A 21,232-nucleotide genomic window follows, 5' to 3' on the forward strand; every position below is an offset into this window, starting at 1 on the left:
CCGGCGGCATGACGGCGCTCGACGCGGTCGCCGTCCACCTGCCGCCGCACCGCGTCCCCATCGAGAGCCTGGCCGGCCCGCTGGAGCTGACCGAGATGCAGGTCCGGCTGTTCCGCCGGTTCCACGGTCTCGACCAGGTACGCCGCGATCCCGACCGGTCCCTGGCCGACCTGCTCCGGCAGGCCGCGACCGGGCTCACCGCCCTGCGCGGGCAGGAGCACCGGGTCCGGTTCGTGCTGTACGGGCGGGCGTTCCCCGTCGTCGTGCCGTACCCGGTCAACCCGTTGCACGACGTGTGCCGCGCGCTGGGGCTCGGCCACGCGGTCTCCTTCACCCTGACCCAGCAGTCCTGTGCCAGCGCGCTGCTCGCCGTCGAGATGGCCGGCCGGCTGCTGGCCGCCGAGCCGGGGCCGCACCCGCCGGGCGGGGGGCCGCTGGCGCTGGTGCTCACCGCCGAGAAGGCGTTCACCAGGGACGCCCAGTTCATCCCGGAGACCTCGGTGTTCAGCGAGGGGGCGTCGGCGTGCCTGGTCAGCCTCGACGGCCCCCGGGACCGGCTGCTCGGCTACGCGTGCCGGCAGCGGGGCGAGTTCGACGTCGCCGGTGGCGCGTCCGGCGCGCAGTTCCAGCGCGAGTACCGGCCGGCGCTGGCGGACGTGATCGGCCGGGCCCTCACGGTGGCCGGGGTGGACCTCGACGACATCCGGCTGATCCTGCCGCACAACGTCAACGTGGTGACCTGGCAACGGCTGAGCCGGCTGATCGGGTTCCCCCGCGACCGGGTGCTGCTGGACAACGTCCGGGAGACCGGCCACGTGTTCTGCGCGGACGCGTTCACCAACTACCTGACCGCCCGCGACCGGGGCCTGCTGAGCCCGGGTGACCGTTACCTGGTCGCGGCGGTCGGGGCCGGCGAGGGCGCGACCTTCGCCGCGATGGTCTTCGCCCACTGACACCGCGATGGTCTTCGCCCACCGGGACCGCCCACCGGCCGGACACCGAGGAAGGAGCACCGCGATGGCGGTCCCGTCGACCGACCTGCACCTGATCCGGGCCGCCCGGCGGGTCTTCACCGGGCCGTCCACGCTGCTGGACGACCCGAAGCAGCGGGCCCGGTCCGCCCGCTACCTGGCCGACCTGGCCCACCCGTACGGGCTGGAGCTGCCGGACGGCCCGGGGCAGGAGGCGCTGGGCCGGTCCCACGCGGAGATGGCCGAGGCGCTGATCGGGGCGCTCGTGCCGCCACACGAACCGGTGGACCTGCTCGTGCTGGCGTTCGCCCGGCACGACGTGCTGCCCGGCCGGGCCACCGCCACCTACCTGAGCCACCTCTGCCCGGGGACGCCGCTCTCCTTCGCCGTCTGCGACCAGGGGCCGGCGGCGGTCGTCAGCGGTCTCCGGCTCGCCCACGCGTACGCGTCCCCGGACGGCGGCACCACGGCCCTGCTGATCGCCGTCGACCAGGCTGTGCTGCCGTACCGCACGCCGACGCCCGCCCCGGCCCGGCAGCAGGCCGTCGCCATGCTCTACCGCACCGCCCCGGTGGCCGGGACGGAGCCGGGGCCGGACCCCGCTGGCGACGTGGTGCCCGCCCCGGCCCGGATGACGGTGCTCCGCCAGCATCCCGACGTGGCGGCCGGCGACGTCGCGGCGCTGGCCGGGTCCGAACTGGCCGCGCTGTCGGCGGGCCGGCCCGACACCCGGATCGTGCTCGGCGTCGACCTCGCCGCGGCCTGGCCGGCGCACCCGACCGGCGGGGTGACCGTCGCCCCGCCGGGGCAGCCGGTCACCGGACCGTGGTGGACCCTGCTCGACGTCCTCGCCGCCGGCCCGGCCCGGTCCGGGCCGGTGCTGACCGCCGACTACGACCCGGACCTGCGCTACCTCTGCCTGACCGGCTGGGAGACCACCCCGGTCGACACCCGCCCCCGCTGACCGGCCCCCGCCGGCCCGTCAGTCGCCGACGGCCAGGATGGTCCGGGCGACGGCGCACAGCCGCTCGTTCGCCTCGTCAGGGCCGACGGTGATCCGGACCCCCGCGCCGGGCAGGGCCATCACCAGGATGCCGGCGTCGCGGGCCCGCTCGGCGAACGGGACCGCCCGCTCCCCCAGCGGCAGCCAGACGAAGTTCGCCTCGCTGGGGGCCACGGTGAGGCCGATCCCGCGCAGCCCGTCGATCAGCCGGGCCCGCGAGGACGCCAGGTCGGCGCAGCGCCGGGTCAGCTCGGGGGTGACCGCCTCGTCGAGGCTCGCCACCGCCGCCGCCTGGGCCAGGCTGTTCGGGAAGAACACCGCGCCCATCATGCCGGCCAGTGGCGTCACCCGGGGTGGCACCACCGCGTAGCCGACGCGCAGCGCGGCCAGCCCGTACGCCTTGGAGAAGGTGCGCAGGACGCAGACGTTGTCGTGGGCGCGGAACAGGTCCATCCCGTCGGGCACCTGCGGGTCGGTGACGAACTCCCGGTACGCCTCGTCGATGATCACCGGCACGTCGGCCGGGATCCGGGCCAGGAACGCCTCGATCTCGTCGCGGTGCAGCACCGCCCCGGTCGGGTTGTTCGGGTTGCACAGCAGCACTGCTCGGGTCTGGTCGGTCACGGCGGCGGCCATCGCCGGCAGGTCGTGGCGGTAGCCGTCCATCTTCACGGGCACGCCCCGGGCCCCGACGTTGCGGATGATCAGCGGGTAGCCCTCGAAGGACAGCGCCGGGTGCACCACCTCGGGCTTCGGCCCGAGCGCCTGGACGAGGTGCTGGCACAGCCCGGCCGAACCGGGCCCGACGAGGATCGACTCCGGTCCCACACCCAACCGCGCGGCCAGCGCGCCGCGCAACGCGGCGGCGGTCCGGTCCGGGTACCGCTGGAGGGCGGCGGCCCCGTCCTCGACGATCCGCCGGATGCTCGGCAGCGGCGGGTACGGCGTCTCGTTCATCGACAGGTCGGCCGGCGGTTGGGTGCCGACGGGGGTGGCAGTGGTCATCGTCGCTCACTTCGTCGCGGGGCCGGCGGGAACGGGTGGCTGGGCGTGCCGGTCGGTGAGCAGCCCGAGCTGGTACATCCGGTCGACCAGGGACAGCGGTCGGACGTTCGTGCCGGACAGGTTCCCGGCGGTGAGCCCGAGCAGCCGGGGGTTGGCCGCGGTGCGCCGCATCATCCGCGCCCCGAGCAGCCGGGGCAGCCCCGACACGCTGGTGATCATGCGGGCGGCGTTGTGGCTGACCGTGGCGACGTGGTCGAGCTGTGGCCGGCGGGCGGCGTCGTAGTCCCGCAGCGCCCGGTCCACGACGGCGTCGTCCAGGCCGCCCGCACCGGCGGCCAGGCCGGCGGCGAGGGTCTCGGCGTCGGCGAGGGAGCTGTTCACGCCCTGCGCCGCCATCGGGTGCACCGCGTGGGCGGCCTCCCCGAGCAGGGCGAGGCCGGGCACGGTCAACCGTGCCGCCCGTAGCCGGTAGACGGCGAGGAGCTGCCGCCGGTGCAGGTTCGCCCGCAGGGCCGCGCCCAGCGGCCGGACGGCCGGCACCCCGGCGAGCAGCCGGTCGCACCAGTCGGCCAGGTCGGCGGTGCTGCGGCCGCGGAACTCGTCAGGGGTCACCTGGACGTAGACCCGGCACCGCCCGCCGGGCAGCGGGTAGACCAGGCACAGGCCCCGCTCGGTGCGGTAGGCCGACACCTCGTCGGCCACCTGCACGCCGGGCACGTCGAAGGCGACCAGGCCGTGCGGGTACTCCCGCCGCTCGACGTCGATGCCGACGGCCTTGCGCAGCGGCGAGGACATCCCGTCGGCGGCGACCACCAGCGCCGCCCGGATCTCCTGCCCGCCGTCGCCGCCGGTGACCCGGACCCCGGTGACCCGGCCGTCGGCGGCGCACAGCGGGCCGGTGACCCGCTGACCCCACCGGATCTCGACGGTGGCGGGCAGCCCGTCGGCGAGCACGGCACGCAGGTCGCCGTAGTCGGCGCAGAGGATCTGCCGGTACCCGCCGGGCAGGGTGCCGTAGTCGAGGGCGAGCAGCGGACGGCCCTGCGGGTCGCGGATGGCCAGCCGGTCGACCGGGCACGCGCCGGTGGCCCGCAGGGCGTCGAGCACACCCCAGCCGTCCAGGATGCGTACCGTCTCGGGTTGCAGGATCTCACCCTTGGCGATCGACGCGGGGGTGCGTTGCCGGTCGAGCACCAGCACCCGCAGCCCCCGCGCGCCGAGCGCACGGGCGGCGGCCAGGCCGCCGGCCCCGGCACCGACCACGACGACGTCGGCGCTCATCGGGCGACCGCGCCGGGTGTGACGCCGGCCCGCCCGGCCACGGCACGCCGGTACTCACCGAGCGCCCGCAGCGCGACCGCCTGGGTAATCACCGCGTTGGGGTAGCGCAGGTGGTGGCGGATGTAGTTGCAGACCCGGGTGGCCGGCCAGCCACCGTCGGGCCCGGCGGCGGCGAGCAGCCAGGAGACCCCCCGGTCGACCGCGTCGGTGGCCTCCGGGTCACCGCTGGCCAGCAGCCCCTGCACGGCCCAGCCGGTCTCCTCGACCGACCCGGCGGTGCCGTCGCCGGGCCCCCACGACCCGTCGGGCAGTTGGGTGTCGCGCAGCCAGCGCACCGCCCGCCGGACCACGTCGTGCCGGGCGTGCCCGACCCGGGACAGCGTCGCCACCACCACGGCCGTGCCGGAGGTGTGGTCGCGGTACCACAGGTTCTCGTAGCTGCCGTCGGGGCGCGCGGCGGTCAGCAGCCAGGCCGCCCCCGCGGCGATCGCCGGGTGGTCGTCGGGGTGCCCCGCGTCGTGCAGGGCGAGCACGGCCTGGCTGGTGATGGCGGGGCAGGGGCCGTCGTTGGCGAGTTTGGTGTCGCGTACCCACAGGCTCCACGAGCCCCGGCTGTCCTGCCGGCCGACGAGCCAGTCCAGGCCACCGCGCAGCACCGGGTCGGTGCCGGCGTCGGGGTAGCCGGCGAGCGCCGAGAGGATCTCGGCGGACTCCAGGGTCACCGGCCAGCCGCCCACGTTGGAGTAGCTCCACCCGCCCGGTGGCACGTCCAGCACCGTGAACGCGGTCGGCTTCCGGGTGGCGTGGAAGAACTCGCGGGTGGGGCGCAGCCGGGGGTCGGCGGCGTACCCGGCGGCGATCAGCCCGGTCACCGCGTACCCGGAGCGGGTCAGGTCGAGGTTGGCCACCGCGTCCCAGGCGCCGTCGGGGCGGACCGCGCGGCGCAGCCAGCCCGTCACGGCGGTGGCGATGTCGGGGGCCTCGCCGGAGCGGGCCAGGCCGAGCAGGACCAGGGCGGCGGGCCACGGGTCCTCGCTCAACGCGCCGGTGCGGCCCTCGTGGTCGTAGATCGCGCGCAGCAGCCGCAGCGCCGCCGGGCGGGCCCGGCGCAGGGTGGCCCGGCGCAGCCGCCCGGTGGGCAGCAGGTCGGCCTGCATCAGGGCCAACCCGATGAACGGCGCGGTACGGAACGACAGGCGCTGGCGGCGGACCCGGTCGAACAGGACGATCTCCAGCGGCAGCCGGCGCAGCGGGCCCGCCTCGGCGGTCATCCCGGCCATGGTCAGCAGTTGCCGGCAGAGCAGCGAGATGGCCGGGTCGGTGACCGTGTCGACGCCGCCCATCGCGGCCAGCCGGGCCCGCCCGGCGGCGATCGCCTCGGCGCTGTCGGCCGGCGCGGTCAGGGCCAGCGCGGCGACTGCGACGGCGGTGGCGACGACCTCGCTGTCGGCCCCCACCACCCCACCCCAGCCGCCGTCGTCGTGCTGCTGCCGGCGCAGCCATCCGGTGCCGGCGTCGACGAGGTCGGCGCTGCCCACCGGGTCGGCGGCGTGCAGGGCGGCCACCGTGCCGGCGGTGCCCAGCACCGAGGCCGGCGGGTCGTCGCCGAACACCCCGTCGGGGCGCTGCCGGCGCAGCAGCGCCTCCGCGCCGCGGGTGATGGCCCGGTCGAGGGCCTCGGTGGGCACAGCGGTCATGACACGTCCTCCATGGCGGCTCGACGGGGGGTGGCCAGCGCCAGCGCGGGTCGTCCGGTGCCGAGTTCGTGCCCGGCGCGCATCATCCGCTGCGCCCACCAGGTCAGGACGACCATCGGCAGCGCCAGCAGCAGCTGCGGGCCGACCCCGAGCCCCAGCCCGACCAGGGCCGAGGCCAGCACCACCCGCTCCACCACCAGGACGGCGTGCGCCCGCAACGCCACCAGCACGGGCATGTCGGCGCGGTGTGCGACGAGCGGGGCCAGGGCGGCGACGCCCAGCGCCACCACGACGGCGAGCGTCGCCAGGTAGCCGGCCCGTCGGGCGGGGTCGGCCAGCAGTCCGGCGGCCAGCGCGGCGGCGACGGTGCCGGCGTAGAGGGCCAGCACCGTGCGCACCGCGAACGGCGCGCCGCGGCGCACCGGCAGGGTGCGGTAGCCGCCGGCCCGGTCACCGTCCATGTCGCGCAGCGCACCGACCAGGTTGGACATCGTGTCGTGCGCCCAGAACGCGAGCATCGAGGCGAGCAGCACCGGCACCGCCGACGGCTGCTGCGGGGACAGTCCGACGGTCAGCGTGCCGTAGAGCAGCGCGATCGCGCCGAGCGCGCCCCGGACCAGGTTGCCGGCGATGCCGCGTGCCTTGCACCAGCGGCTGTAGGCGACGATGCCGAACGCGGCGAGCACCGCCGCCGAGGTGGTGCCCCACCCGCCGAGCACCGCCAGCGACGCCAGCACCGCGAAGCAGGCGCAGCCGCACCACAGCGCCGTACGGGCGGCCAGCCGGCCGGACGGGATCGGCCGGTGCGGCTTGCTGCCGGCGTCGAGGTCCCGGTCGAAGTAGTCGCCGAGGTAGTGGCCGCCGAGCCAGCCGGCGGTCGGGGCGGCCCAGGCCGACAGCAGCAGCCACGGGTGGTGCGGCCCGTCGGCCAGGGCCGCACCGGCGAGGCCGACCAGCCCGACGTACCACAGGGTGTACGGGCGCCAGGTCTCGACGTGTGCCCGCAGCGCCCGTACCGCGCCGGCCGCGCTCACGCCGTCTCGCTCGTCATCCAGTGCGCGATGCCGGCGAGCACGGTGGCGCTGGGGGACGGGGCGAGCCCGGCCAGCTCGGTCAGTGCCCGCTCGGCGTGCTCCACCATCTGCCGGCGGGCGCTGCGCACCGCGTCGACCTCGGTGAGCAGGCCGGCGACCCACTCGACGTCCCCCGGGCCGGCCCCGCGCCGGTGCAGCACGGCCATCAGTTCCACCCGGGCGGCGTCGGTGGCGGCGTCGTAGGCGAGCAGCAGCGGCAGGGTGGGCCGGCCGTTGTTGAGGTCGCTGGTGGCCGGCTTGCCGGTCTGTTCGGGGGTGGCCACGTAGGACAGCAGGTCGTCGCGGATCTGGAAGGCGACGCCGAGGTGTTCGCCGTAGCGGGCCAGTGCGGCGGCGACCTGCGGTTCGGCGCCGCCGAGCAGCGCGCCGACGTGACACACGGCGCGGAACAGCGCGCCGGTCTTGAGCCGGATCATCTCGGCGTAGCTGCGGGCGCCCTCGTCGAGGTCGCCGACGAGCTGCGTTTCGAGCATCTGCCCCCGGCACAGGTCCCGGCCGGCCTCGGCCAGGGCCGCGACGGCGGCGGCGACGTGCCCGGCCGGCGCGGTCGCCCCGGACTCCACAATGGACTGGAAGGCCGTGAAGATGAGGTGGTCGCCCACCACGATGGCGTTGGGGATGCCGAAGGCGACGGGCACCGCCGGGCGGCCCCGGCGCAGCGTGTCGGCGTCGATGATGTCGTCGTGCACGAGCGTCGCGACGTGCAGGTACTCCATCCCCAGCGCGGCCGGCAAGACGTCGGCCGGCGATCCGCCCACCGACTCGGCCGCGTGCAGCGTCATCATCGGACGGAGCAGCTTGCCCGCCGGCAGCAGGGCGTAGCGGGCGATGCCGACCAACGGGTCGGTCGACTCCGGCCACCGGCGTCCGAGTTCCGCGTGCAGCAGCCGCCCCGATTCGCTGTGGGCAAGGTCGTCGATGAAGGGCGGATATCGCGTGAAACCAGTAACCGTCATAGCGTGTCGACCCTTTCGCAAAGGCTCGGCCCAGCCGGCACGCGAGACGTTACCTGCCGGTCCGTCCATGAACAACCTTCGGAAAACTGCGCCAGCTATGGAGAAACACGAATGTCACGAACCTATTCACCGGCAAATCGGTCGATGCCAGAGAAATCCGCTGAACTGCTCACCGTGCGTCACACGGCACCGGGAAAACAGGTACGAACGTCGGATCACCCGTCGGCGGATCAGGCGTCCACAGCGAACTCCAACAGGGTCAGCCCCCCGGTGCCGCGGTAGGTCCCCACCTGCTTCAGACCCGCCGCCGCGGCCAGCGCCACGTGCTCGGGCACCCCCCGCTCGCGGCCACCCACCAGCACCAGCATCTGCAGGTCGTACGGCGAGCGGTGCGGCACGTACGGGTCGGTCGGCAGCACCTCCACCACCAGCACCCGACCGGTGCGCCCGGCCGCCTCGGCGCACCGGCGCAGGATCGCCGTCGCGTGCCTGTCGCTCCAGTCGGTCAGCGCCCGGGACACCACGTACACGTCGGCACCGGCCGGCAGCTCGGCGAAGAAGTCCCCGACCACGGTGTCGACCCGGTCGGTCAGCCCGTGCGCGGCGAACGTCGCCGTCGCCGTGGCCACCGGCTCGGCGCGGTCGACCAGGGTGCCCCGCAGGTGCGGGTGGGCCGTCAGCAGCTCCCGCAGCAGCCCGCCGGCGCCCCCGGCGACGTCGGCCACGTGCCCCACCCGCTGCCACGGGTAGAGCGCCGCCACCTGCGGCGCGGTGAACCGCTGCTGGCTGAGCATCAGCGCGTCGAAGTAGGCCCGGTAGGACGGGTGCGCGTCGAGGTCGGCCCAGAAGTCCCGCCCGTGCACCGCCTGGTAGCCCGGCCCGCCGGTGCGCACCGCGTGCGGCAGCCCGGTGTAGGCGAGGTCCATCCGCGCCCCGAGACCGTCCAGGTCGAGGTAGCCGCCGTGGCCGCCGCCGTCGCGCTCGCAGAGCAGCTCACCGACGTCGGTCAACGCGAACACGTCCGGCGCGGTCTCCACGAACACGCCCCGGTGGACCAGGTAGCGCAGCAGCCGGCCCAACGCGTCCGGGTCGGCCTCGCAGGCGGCGGCCAGCTTGTCCAGGCCGGTCACGCCGGCCGCGATCCGCTCCGGCACCCGCAGGGTGACCGCCGTGCGTACGGCGAACGGGGTGGCCAGGTCGGTCAGCCGGCCGAGCCGGGCCGCCGCATCGTCATCGGTCGAGGTCTCGATCGTCACCGGGACAGCCCTCCGTCGCGCCGCGCGTCCACGATGGCCGTGGCCTCCGCCGGCCCGAATGCTCCCAGGCACGGCGCGACGGCGTCAACATCGACGGTGGAGATCCCATTCACCGTCGTGGAACAATGCGCCGACGGGCCCGGGTGCCCAGACCGGAGGAAGCACCGATGACCACGTCCCTCGTGCCACAGGTACGGCTCGTCGCGGGCGCCCTGGGCGCCGAGGTCCACGGCATCGACCTGAACACCCTGACCGACGAGGGGTTCGCCCACCTGCACCGGCTGCTGCTCGCGCACCAGGTGGTCTTCGTCGCCGGGCAGACCGGTCTGACGCCGCAGGCGCACATCGCCCTCGGCCGGCGCTTCGGCGAGGTCGAGCTGCACCCGTACCTGCCCCGGTTGGCGGGGCACCCGGAGATCGTCCTGATCGACTCCGAGGACGGCGGCAAGGTGGACGTCTGGCACACCGACATGACCTTCCACCAGAGCCCGCCGATCGCCTCGATCCTGCACCTGGTGGAGCTGCCCGAGACCGGCGGCGACACCATGTGGACCAACCAGTGCAGGGTGTACGAGGCGCTCTCCGCGCCGATGCGGGACCTGCTCGACGGGTTGACCGCCATCCACGTCATCCGGATCGGCACCGAGTTCACCAGCCGGGCCGAACACCCGGTGGTCCGGGTGCACCCCGAGACCGGCCGCCGCTCGCTGTACGTCAACCGGCTGTTCACCTCGCACATCCCGCAGTTGAGTCGCAACGAGAGCGACGCGCTGCTGGAGTACCTGTTCGCCTTCTCCGAGGGCCCCCAGTTCACCTGCCGGTACCGCTGGCGGGTGGGCGACGTCGCGATCTGGGACAACCGGGTCACCCAGCACTACGCGATCAACGACTACACGGGCGTGCGGCGCGGGCAGCGGATCACCGTGCTCGGCGACCACCCGACCGGCGACACGCCCCGGTGGGAGCACTACGTCGCCGCGCCCGGTCAGCGGTACTGGCCGGACCGGGTCAACGCGGTGGAGAGCTACTGACCGCCCGCGCAGGGGGCTGGCCGCCGCCCGCCGGTGACCGGCGGGCGGCCTCACCAGGTGACCGGGAACGACGCGATGCCGCCGTTCATCCGGTCGTGCCGCCAGGGGATCTCGTCGAGCGGCACCGTGGGGGCCAGCCCTGGCAGCCGCCGCAGCAGCTCGCCGATGGACAGCTCCACCTGCATCCGGCCCAGCGCCGTGCCCAGGCAGAAGTGCGGCCCGAAGCCGAAGGTGAGGTGCGGTGCGGCCGGCACCCGGTCGATGTCGAACACGTTCGGATCGGGGAAGACGCGTGGGTCGCGGTTGCCGGCCCACGGGATCGCCATCACGCAGTCCCCGGCGCGCATCGCCACCCCGCCCAGGGTGAGGTCCTCGCGGACCACCTGGACCCGGAACATGCTGCTCACCGACGTGTACCGCAGGATCTCGTCGGTGGCCGAGGAGAGCCTGCCCGGGTCGGCCCGCAGCTTGGCCAACTGCTCGGGGTGCTGGAACAGCGCGCGCAGCCCGGCGCTCGTCGAGTTGATCTCCAGCCCGCCGAGCAGCACCCCCATCGCCAGCTCCACCAGCTCCGCGTCGTCGAGTTCGTGCGCGTCGCGGCCCAGCACCCAGGCCGAGAGCAGGTCGTCGCCGGGGGTCGCCCGCTTGCCCGCCAACTGTCCGGCCAGGTACGCCCGCAGCTCCGCCTGGGCGGCGGCGGCGTCGGCGGAGCCGTACGCGGTGACCGAGTTCAGGCCCTCGATCCAGCCGTAGAACCGGGGCCGGTCGGCCACCGGCACCCCCAGCACGTCGCAGACCACGTGGACCGGCAGCGGCGCCACCAGCGCGGCGACCAGGTCGGCGGGGCGGGGCCCGGCCAGCAGGTCGTCGATCAGCGCGTCGACCAGCCGGCGTACCCGGGGGCGGAAGGTGTCGATCCGGCGGGCGGTGAAGGCGCGGCTGGCCACCCGGCGGACGACCGCGTGCGCCGGACCGTCCATGTTCAACTCGCGGGGGCCGCCACCGTCGGGGGCCCCGGTCGCGCCGAGCGGCAGCCGGGAGAACCGGGGATCAGCCAGCACCGTGCAGCAGTCCTGGTAGCCGAGCACCAGCCAGGCGGGCCGGCCGTCGGGCAGCCGCACCCGGCTGACCGGCTCGGACACCACCATGTCCAGCAGTTCGGCGGGCAGGTCACCGGTGAACGGCGCGAAGGGGTAGTCCCGCAGCTCCGAGACGACGGTCATGGCGAGCTACCCACCTGTCGGTCGGCGGTCCACATCGGGCACCGGTAAGACTCGGTCATCGGTACGGCCGGCGTCAATATCCGTTGGTCGCCGCGACGATCTTCCGGGTGCGGACACCCATCGCCTAGCATCGGTGCACCAGGACTGCCGGGTGGTGCGCGCGGATGGGTCGGACTTGACTGCGGCTTTGCGGATTCTGCTGACGACGTGGGGCTGGCGGTCGCATTTCTACGGCCTCGTGCCGCTCGGCTGGGCCCTACAGGCCGCCGGCCACGAGGTGCGGGTGGCCAGCCATCCGGCGCTGGTGCCGGCGATCACCGCGGCCGGGCTGGCGGCGGTGCCGTTGGGCGCGGACGTCGACTTCGCCACCGCGTTCGCCGGCCGGATCGGCGCGGTGGGCGCCCTCGACCCGGCCGAAGACGAGCCGGACGACAACCCCGACGGCACGGTCGAACCGGCGATCACCGCCGACGGCGGCGTGGTCCGGTTCGCCGACGCCCTCCTCGACGATCTGGTCGGTTTCGGCCGCTCCTGGCGACCGGACCTGATGGTCTGGGAGCCGTTCAACCTCGCCGCCGCGGTCGCCGCCGCCGCGCTTGGCGTGCCCGGGGTACGGCACCTGTGGGGGCCGGACTCCTCGGTCACCCTCCGGCTCGACCCGGAGCCGGTGCTCGGCCCGCTGGCCGGCCGGTTCGGGCTGGCCGCCGCCGACGTGGACCTCGCCGGGGTGCTGACCCTCGACCCGGTGCCGCCCCCGATGCAGGTGCCGGCGACCGGCCCGACCCGGCCGGTCCGCTACGTGCCGTACAACGGCCCGGCCGTGCTGCCGCCCTGGCTGCACGGCCCGGCGGACCGGCCCCGGGTCTGCGTCACGGCCGGCACCATGATGGCCGGGGCCGGGCTCGACGACCGGCTGGACCTCCCCCGGGTCGTGCGGGCGGTGGCCGGGCTGGACGTGGAGGTCGTCGTGCTGGTCGAGCCGGCCCAGCAGGCGGCGCTCGGCCCGCTGCCGGGCAACGTCCGGCTGGTCGACAGCCCGCTGGCCCTGCGGCTGGTGCTGCCGACCTGCGCCGCGCTGGTGCAGCAGGGCGGCGCGGGGACCACGATGACGGCGCTCGGCCTCGGGGTGCCGCAGCTCGTCCTGCCGCAGGTCAGCGACCAGCACTTCAACGCCGAGCGGCTGGCCGTCACGGGGGCCGGCACCTGGCTGCCCGACGCGCGGGCCGCCGACGACGACACGCTCCGCGCGCTGGTCGGCGAGCTGATCGCCGACGGACCCCGGCGCGCCGCCGCCGCGCTGATGCGCGACCGGGTCCACGCGATGCCCGCCCCCGCCGAGGTGGTGCCGGCGCTGGTGGACCTCGCTGCGGGCACCCGGAGCTGATCCACCGTCAGACCACCCTAGGAGTCGCAGATGACGCAAGAGCCCATCCCGTACCCGCTCGCTCCGGCTCCGACGATCTACCACCCGTCACCGGACTACACCCGGCTGCGGGAGACCTGCCCGGTCGCGCCGATCGCGTTGCCCGACGGCGGGAAGGCCTACCTGGCCACCCGGCACGCGGACGTCCGCCGGGTCTTCACCGACCAGCGGTTCAGCCGGGCCGCCGCGGCCGGGCCGGACCGGCCGACCCGGGAGCTGGGTTCGCTGGCCGAGGACTCGCTGATCGGGATGGACCCGCCCCGGCACACCACGATGCGCCGGGCGGTGTCGCACGCGTTCACCGTCCGCCGGGTGGAGGCGCTGCGCCCGACGGTGGCCGCGCTCGTCGACGGCATGATCGACGACCTGGTGGCGGCGGGGCCACCGGCGGACCTGATCCCCCACCTGTCCGCGCCGCTGCCGATCTACGTGATCAGCAAGCTGTTCGGCATCGCGGAGCAGGACCAGGACCGGGTACGCGAGTGGTCCGACGCGCTCGTCGGCGACTGGGACGCCGACCCGGCGGCCCCGCAGGCCGCCCTCGACGCGTTCGGCGAGATGATCGTCGAACGTCGCCGCGAGCCGGGCGACGACCTGATGAGCGCCCTGATCAAGGCCTGGGACGAGCACGACGACCTCACCGAACGGGAACTCGTCTCGGTGACCGCAGGCATCTTCGTCGGCGGCCACGAGACCACCACCAACCAGCTCAACCTGTTCCTGCTCGTGCTGGCCCGGCACCCCGAGCAGCTCGCCGGCCTGCGCGGGGACGACCCGGTCGCGGTGGCCCGCGCGGTGGAGGAGCTGTCCCGGTTCATCCAGCTCGGCGACAACGGCGTGCTGCTGCCCCGGGTCACCACCGAGGAGGTGGAACTGGGCGGGGTGTGCCTGCCGGCGGGCACCCCGGTGCTGCCGGCGATCGCCTCGGCCAACCGGGACGCGTCGGTGTTCGCCGGGGCGGACACCCTCGACCTGACCCGGACCGACAATCCGCACCTGGCGTTCGGGGCCGGCCCGCACCACTGCCTCGGCGCGGCGCTGGCCCGGATGGAGTTGCAGGAGGCCCTCGGTGCGCTGCTGCGCCGGCTGCCCGGCCTGCGGCTGGCCGTGCCCGAGGAGGAGCTGCGGTTCAAGCCCGGCCTGGTGGTACGCAGCCTGGAGGCGCTGCCGGTGACCTGGGACCGGGTCGAGCGGTGACCCTCCCCCGGGCCGTGGACCGGTGACCGTCGCGGCGTCGGTCACCGGGTGGCCCGGCGGCCGGTGACCGTCGTACGGGCGGTCAGCCGGTGACCCGGGTCGGTGCCGTCGGGTCGAACGCCGCCTCGACGGCCACCTCCTCCACCCCGCGCAGCAGCGCCTCGGCCCGGGCCTCGGTGAAGCAGCCCAGGTCGAAGATCACCTGGAGGAAGATGGTGTCCGGCTGGTCCTCGACGGTGATGAACGCCTGCTCGGGCAGGTGGTCGAGGGTGCCGTCCCAGACCAGGAACGTCTCGTCCGCCCGGCGGCGGATCTGCTCCGGGGTCACCTCGGCGGCGCGGGCCGCGTGATCCGCCGCCTGCCGGGTCGCCCCCCGCCGGTCGTTGATCCGGAGGGTGACCCGGGCCGGGTAGCCGCGCTCCTCGTCGAGCCGGGCACCGGCCTCGGCGAGCTGCACCGGGTCGTAGTAGGCGTACATGCCGGCGGCGACGGAGGCGCGACGGGCCCGGGTCACCACCTCGTCCACGGTGGTGTCGGTGGCGTCCACGGTGAGTACCCCGTTCTGGCTCAGCGGGGCGATCACCTCGGCGAACCCCGGCCGGAACCGGTTGCTGAAGATGAGTTTGGCGGTCAGCGGGCTGACCCCGGTGGCCCGGCCGACCGCCACGGCGATCACCGCGAGCAGCACCCGGGAGGTGTCCGTGCGGGTGCGTCGGGCGATGGCCTGCACCGCCAGGTAGGCCGCCGGTGAGCTGAACCGGCCGTGCCAGAACCGCCGGCCGTGCCGCCCGGCCGGGTTGGTGACCTCGCCGAAGGTCGAGGGCGGGAGGTCGCGCAGGTGCGCCTCCCAGTGGCGGACCGCGCGGTCGCTGACCCGGCGCAGCGGCGGGGTGCGCTCCCGCCGGCCCAGGTCGAGCAGCTGCACCGTACGCGGGTCGGGCGCGCGCCGGGCCGTCAGGTCGACCAGCCCGAGGTCGGCCATCACCAGGCCGGTCGCGGCGCCGTCGACGACCAGGTGGTCGAGGGTCAGCACCCGGTGCACCAGCGCGCCCCGGTGCCGGATCACCGCCATCCGCACCGACCAGTCCCGGTAGAGGTCGTAGGGGGCCAGCAGCCGGGCGTGGCCCAGCTCGTAGGCGAACTTCGCCACGTCGGCCGGGTCGGCGTCGTCGGGGACGTCCAGCACGTCCAGGGCGATCTCCCCGTCGGCGGCGACCACCTGGCAGGGCTCGCCGCGGTCGTCGGTGCCCAGCCGCATCCGCAGCGCCGGGTGCCGGCTCATCAGGTCACCGAGCTGCGCCGCGACCTGCTCCACGGTGACCCCGGCCGGCACCGGGTGCGCGCCGCTGACGTTGTGCGTCCACCCGGTCTCCCGCATGTCCTGCATGATCGCCAGTTGACCCCAGGTCAGCGGCGCGGTCCCGGCCCCCGGGCCGGCGAACGGGACGAGCACCTGCGCCTCGGCGGTCTGCGCGAACATCGGTCCATCAGAGCAACGAAGATCGGCACGTGTCAACGTCGCAAATCGCCGCCGCCGGCCGGGCCGCGCGTGCGGACGACGGGGTTAGGGTACGGCCCATGCGGGACACCGTCCGGATCTGGATCCTGTCGGCCCGGGTCGGCCCGGACGAGCTGGCCCGGTACGACGCGGTGCTCACCGCCGACGAACGCAGCCGGGCGGCGGCGCTCGGCCCGGCCACCGCCCGGGACCGGTTCACCGTGGCGCACGGGGCGCTGCGTCTGCTGGTGGGCGCGGCCCTGGGCGTCGCACCCGAACGGCTCGCCTGGCGGCGGGGCCGGCACGGCAAGCCGACGTTGACCGAGCCCCGGGGCGGGCCGCAGACCAGCCTGTCGTACTCCGACGACCTGGTCGCGGTGGCGGTGGGCGGCGACCGGCCGGTGGGGGTCGACCTCCAGCACGTGACGCCGGGCCGGGACCCGGTGGCGCTGGCCGCCCGGTTCTTCGCCGCCGGGGAGGCCCGGCACGTCGCCTCGGGGCCGGACGTCGCCGGCCGGGCCGACCGGTTCGCCCGGCTGTGGGCCCGCAAGGAGGCGGTGGTCAAGGCGGCCGGGGATCGGCTCTGGCCGCACCTGGCGCTGCCGGTGCACCGGGGCGACGTGGTGGCGTGCGGCGACCCGCCGGGTGTACACCGGGTCACCGACGTCGCGACCCCGGCCGGCTACCGGGTCGCGGTGGCCCTGGCCGGCGACGCGCCCTACGACACGGCGTCGTTCCACGGTCTCGACGGGCCGTCCGGACCGGCTCCGCGGCCGACCGGCTGAAGATCGCGACACCCGTTGACACCCGACGATCACGTTTGCTCTGATGGCTCCATGTTGGAGCGTGCGGTCCAGTGACAGAGTCCGACACGACCACCGCGCCGGAACTGCGCGCGCAGGTCGTCGACACGATGGTCGCGCTGCTGACCAGGATGCTCCGGCCGGAGGCCCCGGTCACCGTCGGCACGCAGCTCATGGACGAGCTGGGCCTCAGCTCCTCCCTCGCGCTGGAGCTGCTGCTCGAGGTCGAGGACGAGCTGGAGATCCAGATCGACGTCGAGGACCTCGACGAGGACCGGATGACCACCGTCGGCGACCTGGCCGACTACATCACCCAGCACAGCACCCCCCGCTGACGGCCCGCGACGGGGGCCCGGCCGGCATCTTCCTAAGGAGTTCCATGGACCGGCCCCACCTGAGCGTGGTGATCCCCGCCCACAACAACGCCGTCGCGCTCGACACGACCGTCGCGTCGCTGACCCGGCAGACCCTCCCGGCGCAGGAGTTCGAGGTCATCGTCGGCGACGACGGTTCGGCCGTCCCGCTGACCCCGGTCGTCGAACGCTACGCCGACCGGCTGCGGATCGCCTGCGTGCGGAGCGAGACCAACCGGGGCCGCAGCGCCAACCGCAACGCGGCGGCGGCCCGTGCCCAGGCCGACGTCCTGCTGTTCCTGGACGCCGATACGGTCCCCCACCCCACCCTGCTCGCCCGGCACCGCGACCACCACGCCGCGCGCGGCGGCCGCCCCGGGGTCCTGCTCGGCCAGCGGTACGACCTCGACTGGGCCGGTGCGGACGCGCTGCGTCGGGGCGAGCCCATCGGCCCGGAGCTGCTGGACGCCGAGCGGGGCGACCCGCGGCTGGAGGACCTCGCCCACCCGCAACGCGTCCGCGACTTCCTCAGCGCGCCCTGGGTGCTCGGCCTGACCCACAACGCCTCGGTCGACCGGGAGTCGTTCCTGCGGGTGGCCGGCTTCGACGAGGCGATGGTCAAGTGGGGGTTCGAGGACCTGGAGTTCTTCTACCGGATCTTCCACCTGCACGGGGGCCGACCCGACGTGTTCGAGCTGGACGTCGAGGCGACGTCCTACCACCTGCCGCACTTCCGCAAGACGTCCAACGGGCTCGCCTCGATGGACAACATGAAGTACCTGCTGCGCAAGCACCTGCGCTACGACGTCGAGGTGCTGTACACGATCAGCACGTTCGGCCGGCACGTGGGCCGCATCCGCCTCTACGGTCAGGCCATCGAGGCGTACCGGCGGGCGGGGCTGGGGCGGCCGGAGGCGCTGCCCGACACGCTGCGCAAGGAGCTGGCCAGCCGTACGGCACTGGTGATCGGCAACGGGGTGTCCACCCTGGAGCTGGGCCCCGACTCGCAGACGTTCGACCACGACGCCCCGGCCGGGCCGACCAACGCGCACCTGATCGGCACGGTGCTCCAGCAGTTCAAGGCCGGCGCGCTCGACGTGATCGTCAACGTCGACCTGTGGCGGTTCCTGCTGCCCGAGGACCTGCCGGCCTTCCTGACCCGGGGGCTGCTCAAGGCCGACCGGATCGAGCTGGTCTGCACCCACGCCCCGGTCGACCAGCGGGCGATGCTGCCGGTGCCGCTCGTGGCCGACCTCGACTACGTGACCGACATGCTGGACCAGCACTTCGCCGTCACCGTCGCCCGGCACGACGGGGCGTCGGTGCTCACCGTCCGCTGACACCGCCCCGACGCGGCAGCCGGAACCGTCCCGGGACGCGGCGGGTCACGCCCCGGGCGGTCCGAGCAGCAGGCTGACGTTGTGGCCGCCGAAGCCGAACGAGTTGGACATCACCGTGGTCACCGCGGCCTCGCGCGGCTGCTTGCGGATGTGGTCGAGATCGTCGCCCGGGTCGGGGTCGTCGAGGTTGTGGGTCGGCGGGAGCAGGCCGCGGCGCAGCGCCTCGACGCCGATCGCCGCCTCGATCACCCCGGAGACGCCGAGCACGTGCCCGGTGACCCCCTTGGTGGAGCTGACCGGCGGACCCGCCGCGCCGAAAACGTCCCGCAGGGCGGCCACCTCGGCCGCGTCACCGGCCCTGGTGCTGGTGCCGTGGGCGTTGAGGTAGCCGACGTCGTCGGGGCCCAGCCCGGCGTCCCGCAACGCCGTGCGCATGCAGTGCGCCGCGCCGGACCCGTCGGGGCGGGGGGTGGTCGGGTGATAGGCGTCGTTGTTCGCGCCCCACCCGAGCAGGTCGGCGTGCCGCCGGGCGCCGCGCGCCACCGCGTGCGCGGTGCGTTCCAGCACGAACACCCCGGCTCCCTCGCCGAGGACGAGGCCGTTGCGCCGCCTGTCGAACGGGCGGCTCGCGGCCGTCGGGTCCGACCAGCCGTGGGCGAGCGCGCGGGCGTTGCCGAACGCGTCGGCGAAGGTCGGGAAGAGCGGCGCCTCACTGCACCCGCAGAGCACCAGGTCGGCCTCGTCGGCACGCAGGATGCGCAGCGCCTCGCCGATCGACTGGGCCCCGGCCGCGCAGGCGGTGCCGATCGACGAGGTGTAGCCCCGGATGCCGTGCCGGATGGCGATCCGCGCCGCGCCCATGTTGGGCAGGGTGCCGGGCAGCATGTACGGGCTGACCCCGAACCGGCCCCGCTCGGCCCGGGCGAGGACCTGGCTCGCCAGGGTGGACAGGCCACCGACGCCGGAGACGATCACGGCCACCCGGTACGGGTCGACGTCCCGGCCCACCTCGACTCCGGCGTCGGCCAACGCGTCCCCGGCCGCCCGCAGCGCCATCACGACCGCGCGGTCCACCACCCGGGACTCGGGGCCGGGCAGCACGCTGGCCGGGTCGATGTCCGGGCTGAACGCGGCGACGTCGACGACGCCGTGCACCGGGTGTCCCTCGGCGGGCCGGGCCAGGCCGGACCGTCCCGCGCAGACCGCGTCGAACACCTCGGCGGCGGTGCTGCCGACCGGGCTGACCAGCCCGATCCCGGTCACCGTCACGCCGGCACGCATGCGCGTCCCCCCTCGCCCCGCTGCACCGGACGCTCCACAGACCGCCTCCGGGGCGGCGCGGCGGGCACGGTCAGTGTGCCGAGGAGGGCTGGACGCGGGCGCCCACCGTCCGGCAGAACTCGCCGACGGTCATCATCGCCAGCGCCTCGGCCTCGTCGTCGTCGAAGGTCACCCCGAACCGGTCCTCCACCCGTACGGCCAGTTCGGCGAGGCCGAGCGAGTCGACGTCGAGACCGGCCGGACCGAACACGGTGTCGTCGTCGGCGCCCTCGATGTCGTACTTCATCTCGGTCAACGCGGCGAAGAGGAACGCGCGGATCTCGTCGGTCATGGTCGGGGTTTCCTTTCCGGAGGTCGGCGTCGGCGGACCCGGCCGCCGGTGGGACACGGGAGGCGTGGCAGTGGCCGGGGACGCGGCCGGGACCAGGTGCGACGTCGGCGTGACCGTCGCCGCTCTGGTCACCGGAGCAGCCGCTCCGTTTTGATCGACCTTACTCAATCAAGCCGGTTGCGCAAGGTCCACCCGGGCGGTGCGGTCCGGCCGATCGGCCGCCGGATCGACGACCCGCACCGCGAGTTGGTCGTGCCCCCGCAACATGAGCTGCCGTGGCTCGCCGGGGGTCGCGGCGAGCGCCAGCGCCGGGAACCTGTCGAGCAGCCGGGGCAGCGCGAGCCGCCCCTCCGTGCGGCCCAGCGCCGCCCCGACGCAGTAGTGCGGCCCGGCGCTGAACGCCAGGTGCCGGTTGTCCGCCCGGGACGGATCGAACACGTCCGGATCGGGGAACCGTCGCGGGTCCCGGTTGGCCGCACCGGTGAGCACCAGCGCCGTCCGTCCACGCGGGACGGCCACCCCGGCGACCTCGGTGTCCTCGGCGGCGTAGCGCACCGCGAAGTGCACAGGCGGCTCGTACCGCAGGATCTCCTCGACGTACGCCGGGGCGAGGGACGGATCGGCGCGCAGCGCGGCCAGCGCGGCGGGCCGCGCCAGGAGCAGGGTCAGCCCGCTGCCGAACAGGTTGGCGGTGGTCCGGAACCCCGCGTTGTACGTGACGATCAGGTTGGCCAGCAGCTCGGCCTCGGAGAGCTGGTCGGGGCGTTCGGCGCGCAGGCGGGCCAGCGCCGAGACGAGGTCGTCGCGGGGTTCCGCCCGGCGGGCGGCGAGCAGCGTGGTGAAGTACCCGGCCAGTTCCTCGGCTGCGCGGTTGGCCGCCCGGATCTCCCGGAACGAGCGCGGGCCGATCTCCAGCACCGCGTCGAACGCCCGCACCCGGGACGGGAACCAGGCCCGGTCGGAGTGCGGCACCCCGAGCAGTTCGCCGACGACGGCGCTGGGCAGCGGCAGGGCGAACCCCGCCATGAAGTCCACCGGACGGCCGTCCGCGCCCGCCTCGGCGAGCCCGTCGAGCAGGTCGTCGGTGATCCGCACGATCGCCGGTTCCAGGGCGGCGACCCGGCGGGCGGTGAGCGCCTGGCCGAACAGGTGACGCACCCGCGCGTGGTCCTCGGCCGGGGCATTGAACATGCTGGCCTGGAGGATCCGCAGCACCGCGTGGTCGCGCCAGCGGACGCCGGCGCGGTCCAGGTAGCGGGCGTCGAGCACCCGGAAGACCGGATCACGCAGCACCCGTTGGGCTGCGGCGTACCCGTGGACCACCACGGCGTGCGGTGCGTCCGGGGCGAGCGCGACCGCCTCCCCCAGCTCGTGCAGCCGGGCGTAGTACGGGTAGGGGTCGCGTCGCACCTCGTCGCCGAGCAGTTCGTCGAGGGATACCGGGAAACCCATGGCGCTCCTCGTCGGGGGTGCACGGGCGGAGGATGCC

At 74.9% G+C, this 21,232-nt stretch carries 19 protein-coding genes; 8 read left to right on the forward strand and 11 right to left on the reverse strand.

Going from position 1 to position 21,232, the window contains the following annotated elements:
• Positions 1–8: 8 nt before the first annotated feature.
• Together B5D80_RS02630 and B5D80_RS02635 are read left to right on the forward strand one after the other, a co-directional pair.
• Positions 9–953 (forward strand): 3-oxoacyl-[acyl-carrier-protein] synthase III C-terminal domain-containing protein, encoded by a 945-nt coding sequence (locus B5D80_RS02630; RefSeq protein WP_088642144.1) that lies wholly within the window; start codon positions 9–11, stop codon positions 951–953.
• A gap of 64 nt (positions 954–1,017) precedes the next feature.
• Complete coding sequence (locus tag B5D80_RS02635) at positions 1,018–1,935, forward strand: 2-hydroxy-acid oxidase (protein WP_211291364.1); 918 nt, start codon at positions 1,018–1,020, stop codon at positions 1,933–1,935.
• Between the two features lie 18 nt (positions 1,936–1,953).
• Here the strand turns inward: B5D80_RS02635 and B5D80_RS02640 are convergent, their stop codons facing one another.
• The 6 genes from B5D80_RS02640 to B5D80_RS02665 all read right to left on the reverse strand — a co-directional run bounded on the left by B5D80_RS02640 (position 1,954) and on the right by B5D80_RS02665 (position 9,263).
• Positions 1,954–2,979 (reverse strand): aminotransferase class I/II-fold pyridoxal phosphate-dependent enzyme, encoded by a 1,026-nt coding sequence (locus B5D80_RS02640; RefSeq protein WP_088642145.1) that lies wholly within the window; start codon positions 2,977–2,979, stop codon positions 1,954–1,956.
• A gap of 6 nt (positions 2,980–2,985) precedes the next feature.
• The gene (locus tag B5D80_RS02645) at positions 2,986–4,260 is read right to left on the reverse strand and encodes an FAD-dependent oxidoreductase (RefSeq protein ID WP_088642146.1); all 1,275 of its coding nucleotides are present in this window, start codon (positions 4,258–4,260) and stop codon (positions 2,986–2,988) included.
• Positions 4,257–5,957: a prenyltransferase/squalene oxidase repeat-containing protein gene (locus B5D80_RS02650; protein ID WP_088642147.1), complete on the reverse strand. Its 1,701-nt coding sequence runs from the start codon at positions 5,955–5,957 to the stop codon at positions 4,257–4,259. Before B5D80_RS02650 ends, B5D80_RS02645 begins: the two co-directional genes overlap by 4 nt.
• A complete protein-coding gene (locus B5D80_RS02655) occupies positions 5,954–6,991 on the reverse strand; it encodes a UbiA family prenyltransferase (protein ID WP_088642148.1) in 1,038 nt (345 codons plus the stop codon). The genes B5D80_RS02650 and B5D80_RS02655 overlap by 4 nt, the downstream gene beginning before the upstream one ends.
• Positions 6,988–8,007, reverse strand: a complete 1,020-nt coding sequence (locus B5D80_RS02660; protein ID WP_088642149.1) for a polyprenyl synthetase family protein — start codon at positions 8,005–8,007, stop codon at positions 6,988–6,990. The genes B5D80_RS02655 and B5D80_RS02660 overlap by 4 nt, the downstream gene beginning before the upstream one ends.
• A gap of 230 nt (positions 8,008–8,237) precedes the next feature.
• The gene (locus tag B5D80_RS02665; RefSeq protein ID WP_088642150.1) at positions 8,238–9,263 is read right to left on the reverse strand and encodes a methyltransferase; all 1,026 of its coding nucleotides are present in this window, start codon (positions 9,261–9,263) and stop codon (positions 8,238–8,240) included.
• Positions 9,264–9,430: 167 nt separating this feature from the next.
• Here B5D80_RS02665 and B5D80_RS02670 point away from each other — a divergent pair, with 167 nt between their 5' ends.
• The gene (locus tag B5D80_RS02670; RefSeq protein WP_088642151.1) at positions 9,431–10,294 is read left to right on the forward strand and encodes a TauD/TfdA dioxygenase family protein; all 864 of its coding nucleotides are present in this window, start codon (positions 9,431–9,433) and stop codon (positions 10,292–10,294) included.
• Positions 10,295–10,344: 50 nt separating this feature from the next.
• Here the strand turns inward: B5D80_RS02670 and B5D80_RS02675 are convergent, their stop codons facing one another.
• Entirely contained in the window at positions 10,345–11,517 is a 1,173-nt protein-coding gene (locus B5D80_RS02675) for a cytochrome P450 (protein ID WP_245854180.1), read from the reverse strand.
• Between the two features lie 187 nt (positions 11,518–11,704).
• On the opposite strand from B5D80_RS02675, the gene B5D80_RS02680 reads away from it, so the two are divergent.
• The gene (locus B5D80_RS02680) at positions 11,705–12,901 is read left to right on the forward strand and encodes a nucleotide disphospho-sugar-binding domain-containing protein (protein ID WP_169733024.1); all 1,197 of its coding nucleotides are present in this window, start codon (positions 11,705–11,707) and stop codon (positions 12,899–12,901) included.
• Between the two features lie 30 nt (positions 12,902–12,931).
• Entirely contained in the window at positions 12,932–14,137 is a 1,206-nt protein-coding gene (locus B5D80_RS02685; protein ID WP_088642152.1) for a cytochrome P450, read from the forward strand.
• A gap of 82 nt (positions 14,138–14,219) precedes the next feature.
• Here the strand turns inward: B5D80_RS02685 and B5D80_RS02690 are convergent, their stop codons facing one another.
• Positions 14,220–15,617, reverse strand: coding sequence for a condensation domain-containing protein (locus B5D80_RS02690; protein WP_088642153.1), 1,398 nt, complete (start codon positions 15,615–15,617; stop codon positions 14,220–14,222).
• 98 nt (positions 15,618–15,715) lie between these two features.
• On the opposite strand from B5D80_RS02690, the gene B5D80_RS02695 reads away from it, so the two are divergent.
• From B5D80_RS02695 to B5D80_RS02705, 3 genes are all read left to right on the forward strand, one after another.
• The gene (locus B5D80_RS02695) at positions 15,716–16,420 is read left to right on the forward strand and encodes a 4'-phosphopantetheinyl transferase family protein (RefSeq protein WP_088642154.1); all 705 of its coding nucleotides are present in this window, start codon (positions 15,716–15,718) and stop codon (positions 16,418–16,420) included.
• 71 nt (positions 16,421–16,491) lie between these two features.
• Positions 16,492–16,773 carry a phosphopantetheine-binding protein gene (locus B5D80_RS02700; RefSeq protein ID WP_245854181.1) on the forward strand — a complete coding sequence of 94 codons (282 nt, stop codon included), beginning with the start codon at positions 16,492–16,494 and terminating at the stop codon, positions 16,771–16,773.
• Positions 16,774–16,817: 44 nt separating this feature from the next.
• Positions 16,818–18,131 (forward strand): glycosyltransferase family 2 protein, encoded by a 1,314-nt coding sequence (locus tag B5D80_RS02705; RefSeq protein ID WP_088642155.1) that lies wholly within the window; start codon positions 16,818–16,820, stop codon positions 18,129–18,131.
• A gap of 45 nt (positions 18,132–18,176) precedes the next feature.
• Here the strand turns inward: B5D80_RS02705 and B5D80_RS02710 are convergent, their stop codons facing one another.
• The 3 genes from B5D80_RS02710 to B5D80_RS02720 form a co-directional block, all read right to left on the reverse strand.
• On the reverse strand, positions 18,177–19,412 hold the full coding sequence (locus tag B5D80_RS02710; RefSeq protein WP_088642156.1) for a beta-ketoacyl-[acyl-carrier-protein] synthase family protein: 1,236 nt from the start codon (positions 19,410–19,412) through the stop codon (positions 18,177–18,179).
• A 70-nt stretch (positions 19,413–19,482) separates the two neighbouring features.
• A complete protein-coding gene (locus B5D80_RS02715) occupies positions 19,483–19,743 on the reverse strand; it encodes an acyl carrier protein (protein WP_088642157.1) in 261 nt (86 codons plus the stop codon).
• A 168-nt stretch (positions 19,744–19,911) separates the two neighbouring features.
• On the reverse strand, positions 19,912–21,195 hold the full coding sequence (locus B5D80_RS02720; RefSeq protein ID WP_088642158.1) for a cytochrome P450: 1,284 nt from the start codon (positions 21,193–21,195) through the stop codon (positions 19,912–19,914).
• Positions 21,196–21,232: the final 37 nt, after the last annotated feature.

Source organism: Micromonospora wenchangensis, assembly GCF_002210435.1.
Classification (GTDB): domain Bacteria; phylum Actinomycetota; class Actinomycetes; order Mycobacteriales; family Micromonosporaceae; genus Micromonospora; species Micromonospora wenchangensis.

Coding starts and splice junctions, on each gene's coding strand:
- B5D80_RS02685 (WP_088642152.1), top strand. CDS start 12,932: ATGACGCAAGAGCCCATCCCGTACCCGCTCGCTCCGGCTCCGACGATC.
- B5D80_RS02690 (WP_088642153.1), bottom strand. CDS start 15,617: ATGTTCGCGCAGACCGCCGAGGCGCAGGTGCTCGTCCCGTTCGCCGGC.
- B5D80_RS02715 (WP_088642157.1), bottom strand. CDS start 19,743: ATGACCGACGAGATCCGCGCGTTCCTCTTCGCCGCGTTGACCGAGATG.
- B5D80_RS02670 (WP_088642151.1), top strand. CDS start 9,431: ATGACCACGTCCCTCGTGCCACAGGTACGGCTCGTCGCGGGCGCCCTG.
- B5D80_RS02645 (WP_088642146.1), bottom strand. CDS start 4,260: ATGAGCGCCGACGTCGTCGTGGTCGGTGCCGGGGCCGGCGGCCTGGCC.
- B5D80_RS02720 (WP_088642158.1), bottom strand. CDS start 21,195: ATGGGTTTCCCGGTATCCCTCGACGAACTGCTCGGCGACGAGGTGCGA.
- B5D80_RS02660 (WP_088642149.1), bottom strand. CDS start 8,007: ATGACGGTTACTGGTTTCACGCGATATCCGCCCTTCATCGACGACCTT.
- B5D80_RS02630 (WP_088642144.1), top strand. CDS start 9: ATGACGGCGCTCGACGCGGTCGCCGTCCACCTGCCGCCGCACCGCGTC.
- B5D80_RS02635 (WP_211291364.1), top strand. CDS start 1,018: ATGGCGGTCCCGTCGACCGACCTGCACCTGATCCGGGCCGCCCGGCGG.
- B5D80_RS02640 (WP_088642145.1), bottom strand. CDS start 2,979: ATGACCACTGCCACCCCCGTCGGCACCCAACCGCCGGCCGACCTGTCG.
- B5D80_RS02650 (WP_088642147.1), bottom strand. CDS start 5,957: ATGACCGCTGTGCCCACCGAGGCCCTCGACCGGGCCATCACCCGCGGC.
- B5D80_RS02710 (WP_088642156.1), bottom strand. CDS start 19,412: ATGCGTGCCGGCGTGACGGTGACCGGGATCGGGCTGGTCAGCCCGGTC.
- B5D80_RS02675 (WP_245854180.1), bottom strand. CDS start 11,517: ATGACCGTCGTCTCGGAGCTGCGGGACTACCCCTTCGCGCCGTTCACC.
- B5D80_RS02695 (WP_088642154.1), top strand. CDS start 15,716: ATGCGGGACACCGTCCGGATCTGGATCCTGTCGGCCCGGGTCGGCCCG.
- B5D80_RS02705 (WP_088642155.1), top strand. CDS start 16,818: ATGGACCGGCCCCACCTGAGCGTGGTGATCCCCGCCCACAACAACGCC.